Source organism: Clostridioides sp. ES-S-0190-01, from assembly GCF_020658275.1.
Classification (GTDB): domain Bacteria; phylum Bacillota; class Clostridia; order Peptostreptococcales; family Peptostreptococcaceae; genus Clostridioides.
The window spans coordinates 221181-240451 of record NZ_JACVWA010000044.1 but is presented as its reverse complement, the minus strand read 5'-3'; the positions used below and the strand labels follow the sequence as shown (position 1 = coordinate 240451).

Annotated in this window: 18 protein-coding genes and 3 tRNA genes; all 21 read left to right on the top strand. The window is 29.5% G+C overall.

Features of this window, described 5'->3' with window-relative positions; translation table 11 throughout:
* The first annotated feature begins 48 nt into the window (after positions 1–48).
* The 21 genes from IC214_RS18325 to IC214_RS18225 all read left to right on the top strand — a co-directional run bounded on the left by IC214_RS18325 (position 49) and on the right by IC214_RS18225 (position 19255).
* Positions 49–125, top strand: a tRNA-Asp gene (locus IC214_RS18325).
* Positions 126–135: 10 nt separating this feature from the next.
* Positions 136–210, top strand: a tRNA-Gly gene (locus tag IC214_RS18320).
* A gap of 9 nt (positions 211–219) precedes the next feature.
* Positions 220–293, top strand: a tRNA-Arg gene (locus tag IC214_RS18315).
* A 941-nt stretch (positions 294–1234) separates the two neighbouring features.
* Positions 1235–2074, top strand: a complete 840-nt coding sequence (gene cdaA / locus IC214_RS18310; protein WP_227434523.1) for a diadenylate cyclase CdaA — start codon at positions 1235–1237, stop codon at positions 2072–2074.
* Complete coding sequence (locus IC214_RS18305; protein ID WP_227866871.1) at positions 2071–3255, top strand: CdaR family protein; 1185 nt, start codon at positions 2071–2073, stop codon at positions 3253–3255. Before cdaA ends, IC214_RS18305 begins: the two co-directional genes overlap by 4 nt.
* A 303-nt stretch (positions 3256–3558) precedes the next feature.
* Positions 3559–4461 carry a phosphate butyryltransferase gene (gene ptb / locus IC214_RS18300; protein ID WP_227434525.1) on the top strand — a complete coding sequence of 301 codons (903 nt, stop codon included), beginning with the start codon at positions 3559–3561 and terminating at the stop codon, positions 4459–4461.
* Positions 4462–4482: 21 nt separating this feature from the next.
* Positions 4483–5562, top strand: coding sequence for a butyrate kinase (gene buk, locus IC214_RS18295; RefSeq protein WP_227866870.1), 1080 nt, complete (start codon positions 4483–4485; stop codon positions 5560–5562).
* On the top strand, positions 5552–6229 hold the full coding sequence (locus IC214_RS18290) for an ATP-binding protein (protein ID WP_227434527.1): 678 nt from the start codon (positions 5552–5554) through the stop codon (positions 6227–6229). The genes buk and IC214_RS18290 overlap by 11 nt, the downstream gene beginning before the upstream one ends.
* A gap of 42 nt (positions 6230–6271) precedes the next feature.
* Positions 6272–6487 carry a 4Fe-4S binding protein gene (locus tag IC214_RS18285; RefSeq protein WP_227434528.1) on the top strand — a complete coding sequence of 72 codons (216 nt, stop codon included), beginning with the start codon at positions 6272–6274 and terminating at the stop codon, positions 6485–6487.
* A gap of 29 nt (positions 6488–6516) precedes the next feature.
* Positions 6517–7596, top strand: coding sequence for a 3-methyl-2-oxobutanoate dehydrogenase subunit VorB (locus IC214_RS18280; RefSeq protein WP_227434529.1), 1080 nt, complete (start codon positions 6517–6519; stop codon positions 7594–7596).
* Positions 7596–8348 (top strand): thiamine pyrophosphate-dependent enzyme, encoded by a 753-nt coding sequence (locus tag IC214_RS18275; protein WP_003420710.1) that lies wholly within the window; start codon positions 7596–7598, stop codon positions 8346–8348. Before IC214_RS18280 ends, IC214_RS18275 begins: the two co-directional genes overlap by 1 nt.
* Positions 8349–8906, top strand: a complete 558-nt coding sequence (locus tag IC214_RS18270) for a 2-oxoacid:acceptor oxidoreductase family protein (protein WP_227434530.1) — start codon at positions 8349–8351, stop codon at positions 8904–8906.
* A gap of 170 nt (positions 8907–9076) precedes the next feature.
* Entirely contained in the window at positions 9077–10423 is a 1347-nt protein-coding gene (gene glmM / locus IC214_RS18265; RefSeq protein ID WP_227866869.1) for a phosphoglucosamine mutase, read from the top strand.
* Between the two features lie 267 nt (positions 10424–10690).
* Positions 10691–12523, top strand: a complete 1833-nt coding sequence (glmS, locus tag IC214_RS18260) for a glutamine--fructose-6-phosphate transaminase (isomerizing) (RefSeq protein WP_227434532.1) — start codon at positions 10691–10693, stop codon at positions 12521–12523.
* 106 nt (positions 12524–12629) lie between these two features.
* A complete protein-coding gene (locus IC214_RS18255) occupies positions 12630–13787 on the top strand; it encodes a (Fe-S)-binding protein (RefSeq protein ID WP_413926678.1) in 1158 nt (385 codons plus the stop codon).
* Between the two features lie 28 nt (positions 13788–13815).
* Positions 13816–14412 carry a CDP-alcohol phosphatidyltransferase family protein gene (locus tag IC214_RS18250; RefSeq protein ID WP_227866868.1) on the top strand — a complete coding sequence of 199 codons (597 nt, stop codon included), beginning with the start codon at positions 13816–13818 and terminating at the stop codon, positions 14410–14412.
* 23 nt (positions 14413–14435) lie between these two features.
* Positions 14436–15653, top strand: a complete 1218-nt coding sequence (locus IC214_RS18245) for an ABC transporter substrate-binding protein (protein ID WP_227866867.1) — start codon at positions 14436–14438, stop codon at positions 15651–15653.
* Positions 15643–16518 (top strand): ABC transporter permease subunit, encoded by an 876-nt coding sequence (locus IC214_RS18240; RefSeq protein ID WP_227434535.1) that lies wholly within the window; start codon positions 15643–15645, stop codon positions 16516–16518. Before IC214_RS18245 ends, IC214_RS18240 begins: the two co-directional genes overlap by 11 nt.
* 8 nt (positions 16519–16526) lie before the next feature.
* On the top strand, positions 16527–17321 hold the full coding sequence (locus IC214_RS18235; RefSeq protein ID WP_227434536.1) for an ABC transporter permease subunit: 795 nt from the start codon (positions 16527–16529) through the stop codon (positions 17319–17321).
* Positions 17322–17341: 20 nt separating this feature from the next.
* Positions 17342–18379, top strand: a complete 1038-nt coding sequence (locus IC214_RS18230) for an ABC transporter ATP-binding protein (RefSeq protein WP_227434537.1) — start codon at positions 17342–17344, stop codon at positions 18377–18379.
* Positions 18380–18514: 135 nt separating this feature from the next.
* Positions 18515–19255, top strand: a complete 741-nt coding sequence (locus IC214_RS18225) for a rhodanese-like domain-containing protein (RefSeq protein WP_227434538.1) — start codon at positions 18515–18517, stop codon at positions 19253–19255.
* The last annotated feature ends 16 nt before the right edge of the window (positions 19256–19271 follow it).

The following is a 19271-nucleotide window of genomic DNA, read 5'->3' as shown; positions in this document are numbered from 1 at the left end:
TACAAGCAGGGGGTCGCAGGTTCGAGCCCTGCTGGTCCCACCATTTGCGGCCTGGTAGTTCAGTTGGTTAGAATGCCAGCCTGTCACGCTGGAGGTCGAGGGTTCGAACCCCTTCCAGGTCGCCAAATTAAATAAGCGGGAATAGTTCAGTGGTAGAGCGCAACCTTGCCAAGGTTGAAGTCGCGAGTTCGAATCTCGTTTCCCGCTCCATAATGATTTGGGTGCATAGCTCAGCTGGATAGAGCAACGCCCTTCTAAGGCGTGTGTCCGGGGTTCGAATCCCTGTGCGCTCATTAAGAAAAGTTTACTATATTTATAGTAAACTTTTATATTGTTTAAAAAGACACAGGATAAATGCATGTCACCTGTGTCTTTTTCTTTATAAATATAAAATTATATAAGAGTTACATTATATTCATTAATATTGTAATCATATTAATGGTAATGTATAATAGTCTACAAGAAGTTTATAGAAAGATTTATTGCATAGATTTAATTAATTAGTAAATAGGCTCATATACATTATACTGTATACTTTATAGTACTAAGATATTAAAATACTATTTAAATTTATAAATTAATTTCTTATACTGAAAAAGAACGATGAAATCTACTATGAAATACTAGAGATTCTAAATACTTGATAATATAGTGCTTGTAGATTATTGTATTAAATGAATTGTTATACTTATAAGTAATATATCTATGACTTTGAAATAGATAAGTTGTTTTAATTATTTTTATAATAAAAGATAATTTCTAGAAAAGATACATAATAAGATATTAATAGAACTTGATATAAATTATTTATAAGGTAAATTATTAGTATAAGATAAAAATAATATTACTAATATAATATTAATAGAAATATAGAAATAATGTTACAATTTTATATAATTAATAAATAGATTATTAAATTTATTGTAGCAAACATATATTGAAAAATAATATGTATTTTGAAATAGATTTTATAGTATAAAATTGCATCAAGGCGCGAGTACTATTTTGTATTCGCGCCTTGATGATTTGAATTATTTAAACTAGATTTAACTTTAATAAAAAATATATATTTAATGAGCAATATTTTTAATGTATTTAGAGATTATTTAACAATCTCAATCTATAAAAATAGAATTATTTACACAAAAGTTAAATAGTTTGTATAGAGTTAGATTTATATAGTATAATACATAGTGTAAATAATTAAGAAGTTATCGAACAGGAGGATAAAACTGTGTTAGATATAAATTCTTTTTTAAATGAATTTTTTAATATAATATTAAGAATGAGTATATATGATTTAATTGACATATCCATAGTAGCATATATTTTTTACAAAATATTTATGTTTATAAAAGATACAAGAGCAGAACAAGTATTTAAAGGTATAATATTTCTTTTGCTAGCAACTCAACTTAGTAACACTTTTAAATTGCATACCGTTTATTGGATATCTCTTAAGGCTCTGGATTATGGAGTTATAGCAGCTCTTATAATTTTTCAGCCAGAATTTAGAGCAGGACTTGAACATATAGGAAGAGCAAAGTTTAATTTATTTGGAAAAAATGTAAATACTTCAGAAGAAACTCTTAATAGAACTATAGAAGAGATTGTAGAAGCTTTATATTCACTTTCTAGACAAAAAATAGGAGCTCTTATCATAATGGAGAGAGAAACCAGAATAAGTGATATAATAAATACAGGAACTATAATTGATGCTGAAATTTCTAGGCAATTATTGATAAATATATTTATACCAAATACACCATTACATGATGGCGCTGTTGTAATTAGAGATTCTAAGGTAAAGGCAGCTGCATGTTTCTTGCCGTTGACAGAGAGTAAAGATTTAAGTAAAGATTTAGGCACTAGACATAGAGCGGGAATAGGTGTAAGTGAAGTATCTGACTGTATAACACTAATCGTATCAGAGGAAACTGGAGGCGTATCAATTGCTAAAGCTGGTAAGTTATATAGAGATATTTCTAGAGAAAGAATGATGAATATATTACGTAGTAATCTAAAAACGAATACGGAAACAAGAAGTTTTTTCAAAGGTGGTATATTTAAATGATAAATAGACTAAAAAATAATACCAAAATAAAAATAATATCATTTTTAAGTGCAATTGCTTTATGGATGTATGTCATGGCTGTAGTTGACCCTGAAGAAACTAGAGGGTTTGAAGATATACCTGTATCTATAAGTAATATGAGTGATTTAAATGATAAAAATCTTGTTATATATCCAGACGAAAAATTAACAGCAGATGTGTATATAAAAGGTAGTTTATCAAAGGTACAAAAAGTTAAAAAAGAAGATATACATGTATATGGAACTGTTGAAGACCCAATACAAGGTAAGAAGGAAGTATATTTAAAAGCAAATATTCCTCAAGGTGTTACTTTAGAATTTAAGCATGACGTTTTAATAGTAAATCTTGAGAAAAATATAAAAGAAAAAAGAGATATAAAGGTAGAAGTAAGTGGAAATTCTAAAAGAAATATAGATAAAATTGAACTGAATAAAAATTATGTCGATATATCGGGTCCAATGAGTCTAGTTAAGGAAGTTAAGAATATAAGAGCTAATCTAAATGTAGGTAATGAGACAGAAGATTTCTCTAAAAAATTGGATTTAATACCTTTAAATAGTGATGGAACTAAGGTTGAAGGTGTGACACTAAGTTCAAATTCTGTAACAGCAAGTGTACAATTATTAAAAGAAAAAACTGTACCAATAAGAGTAGATTTAAAGGATAATAATCAAGATAATAATACATTGAAAAATTATAAATTAAGTAAAGATGAAGTTAGCATAAAAGGTAAAAAAGAAAGTATAGACAAAATAAATTATATTAAGACAAAACCTATTGATTTAGTTGATTTAGCTAATGGAGAGGAAAAAGAAGTGAGTCTAGAGATTCCAGAAGGAATAACTATTGATGATAGCTCTATAACTATAAAACTAAATGAAACAAAACAATTAAATGCTGAGTTTGTATATAGTTCAGAAGATATTATGTTAAGAAATATTCCAGCAAATATGGACAATCCGAGTATAATTTTTACTGGAGATATTCAAGTTGTTGTAGAATCAACAGAAGATTTAAGTAAGCTAAATAAAAAAGATATTTCGTTATATATCGATTTATCAGAAGCACCTACTGAAAATAGTAAATATAAAATAAAATATGAAACAACATATCAATTTAAAAAAATAAATATAGAACCTAATATTGTTGAAGTGGAATGAACAAATATTTTGAATATTTAGTTGTTACAAGATGCGACAAAAAAATCTATAAAATTAAGTTTGTTAATTTTATGTTTTTGTTGCATCTTGTTTATTTTAGTTATATTATAAAATAAGGACAATGAGATATTTGTTAAATCTAAAAAGTGTTAGATATATGAAAAAAGACTGATAAATAGATTTAAATAAATATTTTTGAATTAAATATTTCAATTATCCCTAGGAAAACGTTGCTGAACGAGTTATAATTTAATTGAGATATAAAAGTTCTATTTCAAAAAATTCAAGATGAGGTGGAAATGCATGAGAAGTTTTGAAGAAGTAATTAAGTTTGCAAAAGAAAGAGGACCTAAAACTATATCAGTAGCATGTTGTCAAGATAAAGAAGTTTTAATGGCAGTTGAAATGGCTAGAAAAGAAAAAATAGCAAATGCCATTTTAATAGGTGATATAGAAAAGACTAAAGAAATTGCAAAAAGCATAGACATGGATATCGAAAATTATGAAGTAATAGATATAAAAGATTTAGCAGAAGCATCTCTAAAATCTGTTGAATTAGTTTCACAAGGAAAAGCCGATATGGTAATGAAAGGCTTAGTAGACACATCAATAATACTAAAAGCAGTTTTAAACAAAGAAGTAGGTCTTAGAACTGGTAATGTATTAAGCCACGTAGCAGTATTTGATGTAGAGGGGTATGACAGATTATTTTTCGTAACTGATGCAGCTATGAACTTAGCTCCTGATACAAATACTAAAAAGCAAATCATAGAAAATGCTTGCACAGTAGCACATTCATTAGATATAAGCGAACCAAAAGTTGCTGCAATATGCGCAAAAGAAAAAGTAAATCCAAAAATGAAAGATACAGTTGAAGCTAAAGAACTTGAAGAAATGTATGAAAGAGGAGAAATCAAAGGTTGTATGGTTGGTGGACCTTTTGCAATAGATAATGCAGTGTCTTTAGAAGCAGCTAAACATAAAGGTATAGATCATCCTGTAGCAGGAAGAGCTGATATATTATTGGCTCCAGATATCGAAGGTGGCAATATATTATACAAAGCTTTAGTATTTTTCTCAAAATCAAAAAATGCAGGAGTTATAGTTGGAGCTAAAGCACCAATAATATTAACTTCTAGAGCAGATAGTGAAGAAACTAAGCTTAACTCAATAGCCTTGGGCGTTTTAATGGCAGCAAAGGCTTAAATTTAAGGGGGAAATAGGCAAATGAGCAAAATATTTAAAATCTTAACAATAAATCCTGGTTCGACATCAACTAAAATAGCTGTATTTGATAATGAGGATTTAGTATTTGAAAAGACACTAAGACACTCTTCTGAAGAAATAGGAAAGTATGAGAAGGTTTCAGACCAATTTGAATTTCGTAAACAAGTAATAGAAGAAGCATTAAAAGAGGGTGGAGTAAAAACATCTGACTTAGATGCTGTAGTAGGTAGAGGTGGTCTTCTTAAGCCTATAAAAGGTGGAACTTACTCAGTAAGTGATGTTATGATAGAAGATTTAAAAGTAGGAGTTTTAGGAGAACATGCTTCAAATTTAGGTGGTATAATAGCAAAACAAATAGGTGATGAAGTTAATGTTCCTTCATACATAGTAGACCCAGTTGTTGTGGATGAACTAGAAGATGTTGCTAGAATTTCTGGTATGCCTGAAATAAGTAGAGCGAGTGTAGTACATGCTTTAAATCAAAAGGCAATAGCAAGAAGATTTGCTAAAGAGATAAACGCAAAATATGAATATATAAATCTTATAGTTGCACATATGGGTGGAGGAGTTTCTGTTGGAGCTCATAAAAATGGTAGAATAGTAGATGTTGCAAACGCATTAGATGGAGAAGGTCCTTTCTCTCCAGAAAGAAGTGGTGGATTACCAGTAGGAGCATTAGTGAAAATGTGCTTCAGTGGAGAATATACTCAAGATGAAATTAAAAAGAAAATAAAAGGTAATGGTGGATTAGTTGCATATTTAAATACTAATGATGCTAGAGAAGTTGAAGAAAGAATTGAAGCTGGTGATGAAAAAGCTAAATTAGTATATGAAGCTATGGCATATCAAATCTCTAAAGAAATAGGAGCTAATGCAGCAGTTCTTAAGGGAGATGTAAAAGCAATATTATTAACTGGTGGAATCGCATATTCAAAAATGTTTACAGATATGATTGCAGATAGAGTTAAATTTATAGCAGATGTAAAAGTTTATCCAGGTGAAGATGAAATGATTGCATTAGCTCAAGGTGGACTTAGAGTTTTAATTGGTGAAGAAGAGGCTCAAGTTTATGATAACTAATGATAAAAGAATAAGAATCATAACAGGTCACTATGGAAGTGGTAAAAGTGAATTTGCGATGAACTATGTTGTTAAATTAAGAGATATGGTTTCTGGCAAAGTTGCTATAGCTGATTTGGATGTGGTGAATGTATACTTTAGAACTAGAGAAAAGAAAGAGTTAATGAAATCTTTAGGTATACAACCAATAGATAGTTCAATTAATGCTCCAACATTAGATTTACCAGCAGTATCAGCAGAAGTAATGTCACCTATGGTTGATCATTCATACAATTCTGTTATAGACTTAGGCGGAGATAATGTAGGTGCTAGAGTTATAGGAAGATTTAGTCATTTATTAAAAGAAGGCGACTATGACATGCTTTTTGTAATAAATGCAAATAGGGAGAAAACTCAAACTTCTGAAGAAGTTATCCAATATATAAAGGAAATAGAAAAATCTTCTAAACTAAAGGTAACAGGTCTAATTAATAATACTCATCTTATTAGATTTACTACTATTGATGATGTATTAAGAGGTCAAAAAGTCGCAGAAGAAGTTTCTAAGGAATGTAATATACCTATAAGATATGTTGCATGCTTAGAAAATCTTGTTGAACAATTACCAAAAGATTTAGAAGGAGAAATTTTTCCAATAAAATTATATATGAGAGAAGACTGGATGTAGTTTGAGCTCAAATATATAGAAAGTTTAAGGAGGCTTAGGTAAATGGCTAAAGGAAAAGTATCTTTTAATCAAGAACGTTGTAAAGGTTGTGGATTATGTGTTGAAGCATGTCCAGTAAAAATCATACAATTAGACTCAAACACAATAAACAAAAAAGGGTATAACCCAGCAACTGTTTCTGAAATGGAAAAATGCATAGGATGTGCAAGTTGTGCGACTATGTGTCCAGATGTAGTTATAACAGTAGAAAGAGATTAATTTAAATTAATATTTAAGGGGGAATTTTAATGGCTAAGATACTTATGAAAGGTAACGAAGCATTTGGAAAAGCAGCTATAGAAGCTGGTTGCAAATATTTCTTCGGTTACCCAATAACTCCACAAAGTGAATTACCAGAATATTTATCAAGAGAGTTACCTAAAATAGGTGGAGCGTTCGTTCAAGCTGAATCAGAAGTTTCTGCGATAAACATGGTTTATGGTGGAGCAGGTGCAGGAGCAAGAGTTATGACTTCTTCATCTTCACCAGGAGTTGCTTTAAAACAAGAAGGTATAACATATGCAGTAGGAGCAGAAGTTCCTTGTGTTGTACTTAACGTAATGAGAGGTGGTCCAGGACTTGGAAGTATACAACCTTCACAAGCTGACTACTTTATGTCTACAAGAGGTGGAGGAAATGGAGACTACAGAACTCCAGTATTCGCACCAGCTACAGTTCAAGAAGCTGTTGACATGATAATGGAAGCTTTTGATGTTGCAGATTACTACAGATCACCTGTTATGGTAGTTGCAGATGGTATGATAGGTCAAATGATGGAGCCAGTTGAATTCAAAGCTCCTGAAAAGAAAAGAGAATTGCCTCCTAAAGATTGGGCAACTGTTGGAACTAAAGGAAAAAGAGTACCTAATGTAATAAACTCTTTATACTTAGAGCCAGAAGTATTAGAAGATCACTGTTGGCACTTAGAAGCTAAATTCAATGAAATGGAAAAAAATGAAGTACAATATGAAATGTACAAAACAGAAGACGCTGAATTTATATTTGCAGCTTATGGAACTACTTCAAGAATAGTGAAAAGCGCAATTGATATATTAAGAGAAGAAGGAATAAAAGCAGGTCTTATAAGACCTAAAGTATTATGGCCATTCCCATTTGAAGCATTTGATCAAATCCCTAGTGCTAGAAACATATTAACTGTTGAAATGAGTATGGGACAAATGGTGGAAGATGTAAAAATGGCAGTAGAAGGTAAATTACCAGTTTACTTCCATGGAAGACCAGGAGGAATGACTCCAACACCAGCAGAAATAGTTGAAAAAGCTAAAAAAATTATTGCCGGAGAATTGGTTGCAGGAGGTGCTAGATAATGGCTGTTGTATTTAAGAAAACTGAAGGGTTACAAGATACTCAAACTCACTACTGTCCAGGATGTACACATGGTATAATCCATAGATTAGTTGGTGAAGTATTAGAAGAATTAGGAGTATTAGGTGATGCTGTAGGTGTTGTTCCAGTTGGATGTTCAGTTTTAGGATATAAATATTTTAACTGTGACACTCAAGAAGCAGCTCATGGTAGAGCACCAGCTGCTGCTACAGGAATAAAAAGAGTTCATCCTGAAAACACAGTATTCACTTATCAAGGTGATGGAGACTTAGCTTCAATCGGTACTGCTGAAATAGTTCATGCAGCTGCTAGAGGAGAAAAAATAACTACTATATTTGTAAACAATACAACATATGGTATGACTGGTGGACAAATGGCTCCAACTACATTAGTTGGACAAAGAGCTACTACTGCTCAATCAGGAAGAAATGCTGAAACTCAAGGTTATCCAATAAGAGTAAGTGAAATGTTAGCTACATTAACAGGAGCTGTATTCGTAGAAAGAGTAGCAGTTGATACTCCAGCTCATGTTAGACAAGCTAAAAAAGCTATAAAGAAAGCATTCCAAGTTCAACAAGCAGGATTAGGATTTGGAATAGTAGAAGTATTATCTACTTGTCCTACAAACTGGGGACTAGCTCCAAATGATGCTTTACAATGGTTAAGAGACAATATGATACCATACTATCCATTAGGAAATTTCAAAAATGTTGAAGTTGAGGAGGTGAAGTAAATGTCTACAGCTAGAGTAATATGTGCAGGCTTCGGAGGCCAAGGTGTTATGTCTATGGGACAATTACTTACTTATGCAGGAATGTTAGAAGGTAAAGAAGTTTCTTGGTTACCATCTTATGGACCAGAAATGCGTGGAGGTACAGCAAACTGTGCAGTAACTGTATCTAGTGAACCAGTTGGTTCTCCACTTATAACAAATGATGCAACTGCAGCTATATTATTAAATATACCAGCATTTGAAAAATTTAAAGATGATGTTGTACCTGGTGGAAAAATAATAGTAAATAGCTCTTTAATAAAAGAAAAAGTTGAAAGAACAGATGTAGATGTTTATTATATCCCAGCAAATGAATTAGCTGTTGAATTAGGTAATGATAAAGTTGCTAATATGATAATGCTAGGAGCTTACTTAAAAGTAGCTGATACAGTGGATATAGAGTCTGTATTAGAAGCATTTAAAAAAGTTTTCGGACCTAGAAAAGAAAAATTTGTTCCATTAAACAGAGCAGCTTTACAAAAAGGTATGGATGCTACATGTTGCGGAGCAACTAACTAATAAAGAAAAAAGATGTCAAAAAAAAGACAATAGAATTATTTCTATTGTCTTTTTTGCTTAGAAGTATTAAAATATTTTTATGACTGAAATTAAGAATATAATAGTATTTTATGAATTATAAAAATATAATACAAATTACAAGCTTTTCAATTATGAAAGGAGAATATTTAGTGAGAAAGTATTTTGGAACAGATGGAGTTAGAGGAATAGCAAATACAGAATTAACATGTGACTTAGCATATAGACTTGGTAGAGCTGGTGGATTTGTTTTAGCTCAAGGAGACCATAGAGTAAAAGTAGTAGTAGGTAAAGATACTAGAATATCAGGAGATATGCTGGAGGCATCTTTAATAGCAGGTCTTATGTCTGTTGGATGTGATGTTATTACTGTTGGAATAATACCAACCCCTGCAGTTGCATATTTAACTAGAAAATATGGTGCTGATTGTGGTGTGGTTATATCTGCATCTCATAATCCTGTTGAATATAATGGAATTAAATTCTTTAATAAGAATGGATATAAATTGGATGATGAAATAGAATTAAAGATAGAAGAATATATAGATGACATGGCTAAAGTAGATTGTATGCCAGTTGGTGAAAATGTAGGACGAAGATTACATGAGCATTATGCACAAAGAGATTATGTAGATTATTTAAAATCAATAATTAACACTGATTTTAGAGGATTAAAAGTGGTTTTGGACTGTGCTAATGGTGCATCGTATAAAGTAGCACCATTAGTATTTGATGAATTAGGAGCAAGTGTAATTTCAATAAATAGTTCACCAGATGGAAACAATATAAATTATAAATGTGGCTCTACACATCCAGAACAACTTCAAAAGGCTGTTTTGGAACATAATGCTGACTTAGGTCTTGCGTATGATGGAGATGCTGATAGATTAATTGCAGTAAATGAAGAGGGTCAAATTGTTGATGGAGACCATATAATGATATTGAGTGCTTTAAATTTAAAGAAAAATAATAAATTAGCACAAGATACTTTAGTAGTTACAGTTATGAGTAATATAGGATTAACAATAGCTGCAAAAGAAAATGGAATAAAATTATCTACTACAGCAGTTGGAGATAGATATGTTTTAGAAGACATGGCTAAAAAAGGATATAATCTTGGTGGAGAACAATCTGGACACATGATATTCTTAGATTACAATACTACAGGAGATGGAGTTCTTAGTTCTTTAATACTTGCAAATATAATATTGCAAGAAAAGAAACCTTTATCAGAACTTGCATCAATAATGAGTCAATATCCACAAGTACTAGTGAATGCAACAATAAAAAATGAAAATAAAACCAAATATATGGAATATCCAGAAATAAAAGCTGAAATAGAAAGAATAGAATCTATTTTAGATGGAAATGGTAGAGTCTTAATAAGACCATCAGGAACTGAACCATTAGTTAGAGTTATGTTAGAGGGTAAAGAGGAAGGTCAAATAAAAGAATTAGCAACAAATTTAGCTAATCTTATACAAGAAAAATTATCGTAATTTATAAGGGTATTCTCAGATATAAACCCTGAGGACACCTTTCTAAGCGCCAGAACTTAGTTATAGGCACAAGAATTAAGTATTATTGGAACTAAGTTGACGAGGTCAGAGTTAATCGAATTGTCGGCGGATGCTCTGCGGTGTGTTTACCATCGAAAGACTTCTTTAAATAATAGGAGTAATCCTATGGACAAAGGGAAGCCAAAGTAAACTTATATGACCTAACTCTTAAAATATATAAATAATATTTTTAGGAGGACACAAATAATGTGTGGAATAGTTGGATATTTAGGAAGTAGAAAGGCAGCAGAAGTTATCATAGAGGGGCTTTCTAAGCTAGAGTACAGAGGTTATGACTCAGCAGGTGTAGCAGTTAATGGTTCTAATTGTGATGAACTTAATATTAGAAAGTTCAAAGGTAGACTTTCTGTGCTTGCAGAAGATTTAGAAAAAAATCCTATTGATGGAAATTTGGGAATAGGACATACAAGATGGGCAACTCATGGAGAACCATCTGATGTAAATTCACATCCTCATTTTAATCAAGCTAAAACAATAGCAGTTGTTCATAATGGGATAATAGAAAATTATATGGAAATCAAAGAAGAATTAATTTCTGAAGGTGTTAAATTTGAATCTCAAACAGATACAGAAGTAATAGCACATTTAGTAGATAAATACTATGAAGGTAACTTATTAGACGCTGTATATAAAACTATATCAAAATTAAGAGGAGCTTATGCATTAGGTGTTATATGTAAAGAACATGGAAATGAATTAGTTGCAGTAAGAAAAGATAGTCCTCTTGTAGTTGGTGTGGGTGAAGGCGAAAACTTTATAGCATCAGATATACCTGCTTTATTAAAATATACTAGAGATGTTTATTTCTTAGAAAATGGAGAGATAGTTCACCTAAAAGATGAAAATGTAACAATTTATGACTCTAATAGAAATGTTGTAGAAAAAGAAGTATTCCATGTAACATGGGATGTAGAAGCTGCATCTAAAGGTGGATATGATTACTTTATGTCAAAAGAAATACATGAGCAACCAACAGGAGTTAGAGAAACTCTAGAAAGAAGACTTGATGATAATGGAAATATAATTTTAGATAGTATAAATATTTCTAAAGAAGATTTAGATAAAATAAATAAAGTTTATATAGTAGCTTGTGGAACGGCATATAATGCTGGATTACTTGGTAAGTATGCTATAGAAAAATTTGTAAATATACCAGTAATAACTGATATAGCATCAGAATTTAGATATAGTGACCCATTTGTAGATGAAAACTCATTAGTAATATTAGTTAGCCAATCTGGTGAAACAGCAGATACTTTAGCAGTACTAAGAGATTCAAAAGCTAAAGGAGCAAGAATACTTTCAATAACTAATGTTGTAGGTTCATCTATAGCAAGAGAATCAGATGATGTTTTCTATACTTGGGCAGGACCTGAAGTAGCAGTTGCATCAACTAAGGCATATACAACTCAAATAACTTCTTTATATATGATAGCTTTAGATTTTGCTATTAAAAAAGGAACAATAACTAGAGAGTTTTATGATGGTATGATTACTAAGATGAAAGAAATACCATCAAAAATACAAGAAATATTAGATAATGAAGAATATATAAAAGAAGTTGCTAAAACAGTTGTTAGCTCTGACCATGCTTTCTATTTAGGAAGAGGTATAGATTATAGTTTAGCAATGGAAGGTTCATTAAAATTAAAAGAAATATCATATATACATGCAGAAGCTTTTGCAGCAGGAGAATTAAAACATGGAACAATAGCATTAATAGAAAAAGGAACTCCTGTAATTGCTATAGCTACTCAAGAAAAATTATTTGAAAAAATGGTTTCTAATATGGAAGAAGTAAGAGCAAGAGGAGCTTATGTTGTAGCAATTGCTCAAAGTCATAATAAAGACGTTGAAAAAGCTGCTGAAAAAATAATTTATATACCAAACTCAGATGATATTTTATCACCAATATTAGCAGTTGTACCAATGCAATTACTTGCTTATCATGTTTCTGTATTAAGAGGTTGTGATGTAGATAAGCCAAGAAACTTAGCTAAATCAGTAACGGTTGAATAAAAATATATTAAAAAGTGCATAGATAATATCTATTAGAAAAAACTCATTCTATTTGTTATAATTTTATAGAATGAGTTTTTTTATTATAGAAAAAAGCTATTAATCAATATGGAGGTGTATTTGTATAAAAGAGGTAAAGTTAAAATTAGAGACGTTAAAAAAAATCGAAAAAAATAACAATGATTGTATAAATTGCAAAAAATGTTTTAAGGTATGTCCTATGATGAAAGAATTTGGAGACTCACCAAGAGAACTTATGATAGACATTTTGCAAAATAAATCAATAAATAAAAATATACCATATTCTTGCATGTTATGTGGAATATGCAAGGTAGAGTGTCCAAAAGATATAGATTTAAAAGAAATGTTTTTTGATGTAAGGAAAGAAATATTTCATAGCAATCAAAAAGAATTAAATGATATAGGATATAGAACAATAAAATTTCATCAAACTAATAGTTTCTCTTCATTATTCTCAAAAAAATTTATTAAAAAAAACACCAAAAAGATTTTTTTTCCAGGATGTAGCCTTTCTAGCTATAGTAGTGACTTAGTATTAGCAACATATAAATATTTAGAAAATCATATAGAAAATATATCCTTAGCTTTTGAATGTTGTGGAAAGCCAACTTTAGCTATGGGAGATACAAATAAATTTGATAAATATTATTCTAAAATAGACAAGCTATTTAGAGAAAATGATATAGACGAAGTAATCGTAACTTGTCCAAATTGTTTTAATACTATAAGAAATAATAGTGATATAAAAGTGACTTCAATATGGGAAGTGATAAAAGAATATGGACTTCCAGAAAATCTAAAAAATCATTATGATGATTTAAATCAGGAATTTTTATTAAATGACCCATGCCCTATAAGAAATGAGCATAATATACATGAATCAGTCAGATATATACTAGGTTTTATGGGAATAAAAATAATTGAATTTGAAAAAAATAGAGAAAACACAGAGTGTTGTGGCTCTGGAGGTATGGTAAGAGTTACTAATAATGAAGTTGCTATAAACCAGACCAAAAATAGAGCAAATAATGAAAAAACAGATTATGTAATCTCATACTGTCAATCTTGTTGTGAGTCTATGTTAATGGCAGATAAAAAAGTACTACATGTATTAGATTTAATTTTTGATGTTGATGTTATAAACAAAAATAAATTAACCCAGAAAAAAACATCATCTATTAAAAAATGGAGTACAAGGTATAAAGGAATAGAAGTAGCAAAGAAGATGAATATAGAAACTTAATAAATTCCCATAAAAAGTATATAAGCTAATGAAAGGAAATAATATGTTAGATACACATGCAAGAAAATATGTAGAGCCATTTATAATCAAAGGAGCAGAGTTCTTTTTAAAACTTAAATTAACTCCAAATAACGTGACAATAATAGCACTTATAGTTGGAATATCTACGTCTTTATTTATATATCTCGATATGAAAGTGCTAGCAATAATTACATTATGGGTTTCAGGATACCTAGATGCTGTAGATGGTGATATGGGGAGAAGTAGTAATAAAACATCCTTATTTGGAACATTAATGGATATTACTTTTGACAGAATAGTAGAAATAAGTATGATTTTAGTATTTGGCTTGAAGATGATTGATGTAAGGTTAAATCTAATGATTCTTTTAAGTAGTATTCTTATGTCAATGACTATATTTTTAACTGTTGGGGCCTTAACTGATAAAAAAGGTATGAAATCATTTTATTATCAAGCTGGTGTAGCTGAAAGGAGTGAGGGATTTATACTTTTTACTTTGATGATTTTATTTCAAAGTTATATTGGAACGATAGCAAATCTATTTTCTATAGTCGTTTTATTTACAGCAGTTCAAAGACTACTAGAAGCAAAAAAAATATTATAAATTAATTTTTGAGAGGGGAAAAAATGAAAAAAAGGATATTAACAATATTATTATGTTTAGGGCTCGTATTTGGATTGGTAGGGTGTTCAAATAACGATAAAAAAGAAGAGCCTCAAAAAGATATATTAAAAAGTAGCAATGAAGAGATTTTAAAATCTGCAAAAGGTACAACAGTTAACTTTTATGGATATGGTGGAAATGAAGTAATGAATAAATGGTTTGATAGTTATGTAATTCCAAAGATGAAAGAAGACTATGACATAACTGTAAAAAGAGTAGGAATGGATATAGAAAACATTCTTAATAAACTATTGTCAGAAAAACAAGCTGGAAATGCTAAGGGTACTATAGATGTGGTTTGGATAAATGGAGAAAACTTCAAAACAGCAAAAGAGAATAAATTGCTATTTGGACCTTTTGTAGAGAAACTTTCTAATTATGAAAAGTATGTTGATTCATCTTCTGAAGATATTACTACAGATTTTGGAGTTAAGGTAGAGGGGATGGAAGCTCCTTGGGGTAAATCTCAATTTGCAGTTGTAACAGACATATCTAAGATTAATACAAAAATAACTGATGCAAAAACACTAAAAAAAGTAATTGTATCTAATCCTGGAAAATTTACCTATCCAGCCCCACCAGATTTTACAGGAAGTGCATTTGTTAGAAATATAATATATGATGTAGTAGGATATGATAAAGTAAAAAATTTACCAGAAGATGAAGATAAAGTAAAACAAGTCATACAACCTGCTATGGAGTATCTTAAAGAAATAAAACCATACTTATGGAATAAAGGTAAAACTTATCCTGCGACATCTTCTCAGTTAGATAATATGTATTCAGATAATGAAACCTATTTTACAATGACTTATGCTCCCAATGTATTATTAGGAAGGATAGAAAGTGGAGAGTTTAGCAAATCTACAAAAGCAATAGAATTTGAAAAAGGAAATATAAGTAACACACATTTTGTTGCTATACCAGATAATTCTCAAAATAAAGAAGGTGCAATAGTGTTAATAGATTTTTTGATGAGTATAGATGCACAATCCTCTAAGACAGAAACTAAAAATTGGGGAGATACATCTGTTTTAGATATGAAGAAGATTCCAGGTGAAGATGTTAAGAAATTTAGTGAAACTATAGTATTAAAAAATTCAGTTCCAGAATTAAAAGCGGGAATAGTTCCAATAATAGAAAAAATATGGACTAAAGAGGTACTAGAAAGTGAAAAGTAAAATAATTAATGATAAAATAATTCCATATTTATTAATAGCACCTGTATCTATCATCCTGATACTTATAATGGGTGTAGGAATTATAAATTGCATCTCACAAAGTCTAGGATTTTTTCCTCAGATTGGTCTTGAGCAAATTACATTAAATTATTATAGAGAAATTTTTAGAGATTCTAATTTTTTAGAATCTCTTATCTTTAGTTTGAAGATTTCTTTAGTGTCATCAATTTTGGCTATTATTATAGGTATACTTTTAGCATATATAATGTCTCAAAATAAATTTTCTAAAGTTAGATATATGATTCTAAATGTTCCGCTAGTAGTTCCACATATAATAGCTGTATTATTGGTATTTATAATATTTTCTCAAACAGGTATAGTTTCAAGAGTATTTTATTTTTTCAATATAATAAAGGATTCATCTGAATTTATACCAATGGTTTCTGATAAAAATGGAATAGGGATAATTTCAGTTTATTTGTGGAAAGGAATACCATATATAACACTAATGGTTTATAATATATTGAAAAATATAAATGATAATCTACAACAAGTGTCTATAAATTTAGGTGCAAGTAAACTTCAAACGTTTAGATATATAGTGTTGCCGCTTGCTATGCCTACAATAATTTCTTCATTTATAATAATTTTTGCCTTTTCATTTGGTTCTTTTGAAGTACCTTTTTTAATAGGTGCATCAACTCCAAAAGCATTACCAGTTCAAGCATATCTGAGTTATTCTAGTTCAGATTTAATGCAAAGACCAATCTCAATGTGTATCAATGTTGTATTATCTGGAATAAGTTTTATACTATTAATAATTTATGATAGATTTTTTAATAAAATATCAAAATATAATGTATAGGAGTATCTATGAGTAAAAAATTTAATATAATTCTTAATATCATGTTTGTAGTTATTATAGCTCCTATAATATTATTGTTAATATGGGGAGTTGTAAATACATGGCCATTTCCAAATCTTTTACCTAAGGAATTTTCATTAAGAGGATTTAGATATATTTTGGATATAAATAATCTGAATATCATTTTGAGAAGTATTATAATATCAATAACTGTAGTCTTAGTTACTATTTTATTAAGTATACCAGCATCTAAAGCGTTAGCACTATATGACTTTAAAGGAAAAAGGTTTTGTGAGTTACTGATATTGTCTCCAATTATAATTCCACTAATATCTGTTGCTATGGGCATACATATAGCATTTATTAGAATAGGTCTGGCCAATAATATTTTGGGAGTAATTATTATAAATATACTTCCATGTATACCATATTCAGTTCGAATAATAACAGATGTTTATAAATTAATAGGTGATAATTTAGAAATACAAGCGAAAGTACTTGGAGCAAGTAGATTTAATACATTTAGATATGTAACTTTCCCTTTGATTTTGCCAGGGATATTGGGTGCATCAAGTATGTCTTTCATAATATCCTTTAGTCAATATTTTTTGACTCTTCTTATAGGGGGAGGTAGTGTCATAACTTATCCAATGATTATGTTTCCATATATACAAAGTGGAGACAGGACAATCGCATCTTTGTATAGTATGCTCTTTTTAATAATAAGTTTATTTATCTTGATAATAATAGAATACAATGTAAAAAAGAACTATAAGCATATTCAAAATACAAGGCTATTTTAGTACGATTGGAGGTGTAATAATTGTCATCAGTTAAACTTATAAATTTATGTAAGAGTTTTAACAAAATCAAAGTTTTAAACAATATGAATTTAGATATAAAAGAAGGAGAAATAGTTTCTCTTTTAGGTCCATCAGGTTGTGGAAAAAGTACTACTCTAAAATTAATTGCTGGTATTTTACATCCTGATTGCGGAGATATACTTTTAAATAATGAATCAGTATTAGATATACCTATAGGAAAAAGAGATACTGTAATAGTTTTTCAAGATTATTTATTATTTCCACATATGACTTTATATGAAAATATAGAATTCGGTCTTAAAATGAAAAAAATAAATAAGAATATAAGAAAAAGTAAAGTAAACGAACTTATAAATTTAGTTAAGTTAAAAGGATATGAAAATAAATATCCAAACGAACTCTCAGGAGGACAACAACAACGTGTTGCAATAGCAAGGTCTTTAGCAATAAATCCAAAGGTACTGTTATTAGATGAGCCATTTTCAAATTTAGATATTAATTTACGCAATGAAATGAGGGAATTTGTATTAGGATTACAAAAACATCTAAAGATAACAACGATATTAGTAACACATGACAAAGAAGAAGCGTTAATGATGAGTGATAGAATAGCAGTTATGTTAAATGGTGAGGTTAAACAATTCGACACACCAGATAATCTTTATGAAAATCCCAAAAGTAAAGAAGTTGCAAATATATTTGGAGAAAAAAATTATTTAATCGGAAATATAAGAAATGGAGAATTTGTAAATGATATAATTTCTATTAAATTAGATAAATATAAAAATATAAATATAGATAATGTAGAGTTAATGATACCAAAAGAAAGTATAATCCTAAAAACGATTGATAATGATGTAGGAAGACAAGGGTCTATATTAAAAAAAAGATATGCAGGAGATAAAGTTTACTATGATGTAGATATTGATGGAACGGTATTAAAAGCTAGTAGCAACAATAATTTATATGAAATAAATGAAAAGGTAGATGTGTTTATGGAACAAAGAAAAATTCTATTCTTTCCTGTTGAACTATAGAAAAAAACTATGGCTGTAAACAAGTAAATAAGTATCAAATATATTTTAATTTTGTTATAATGAATTCGAATACTATAATAAAATAAGATTTTATATCAAAAAAGGGAATATTTTTAATATTTGGAGGGTAATTTTATGAAATTTAGTAAAAGATTTAAAGTTTTAGCTATTGGTTTAACTTTAGTATTAACATTAGGGAGTGTAGTTGGTTGTGATTCTAAAGAATCAGAAAAACCAAAAGAATCTTCTCAAAGTCAAGATAAGGCTAGTTATAAAGAAGCCACAGGTGAAGAGGCTGTAAAAATGATGAAGAAAAATAAAGAATTATTGATATTAGATGTAAGAGGTGCAGAGGACTATGCTAAAGGTCATATTATAAATGGTATAAATATATCAGTAGATGATTTAGAAGATAAATTAAGTGCTTTAGAAGGATATAAGGATAAAACTATATTAGCGTATTGTAACTCAGGTAAAAAAAGTGCAAAAGCTGCTGAAATATTAGTAAAAAATGGATTTAAAGATGTTTATAATGTAGAAGGTGTGAAAGATTTTGATTATGAATTAGTTACATATAATGATATAACTGCGCCTGAAATGTTAAAGTTAATAAGCGAAAATAAAGATTCTATAGTAATAGATGCTAGAAAGTCAAAAGAATTTGAAACTGGACATTTAAAAGAAGCTATCAATATACCACTAGAAGACACAGAAAAGAAAATGGGAGAACTTGATAAAAATAAGGATATAATTTTATACTGTAGAACTGGAAATAGAAGTGGGCAAGCAGCTAAAATACTTTCAGAGAATGGATTTACAAAAGTATATAATTCAGTTGATGGTGTGGATGAATATGATTTTGATTTAGTTAAATAGATTCAAAATAATAAAA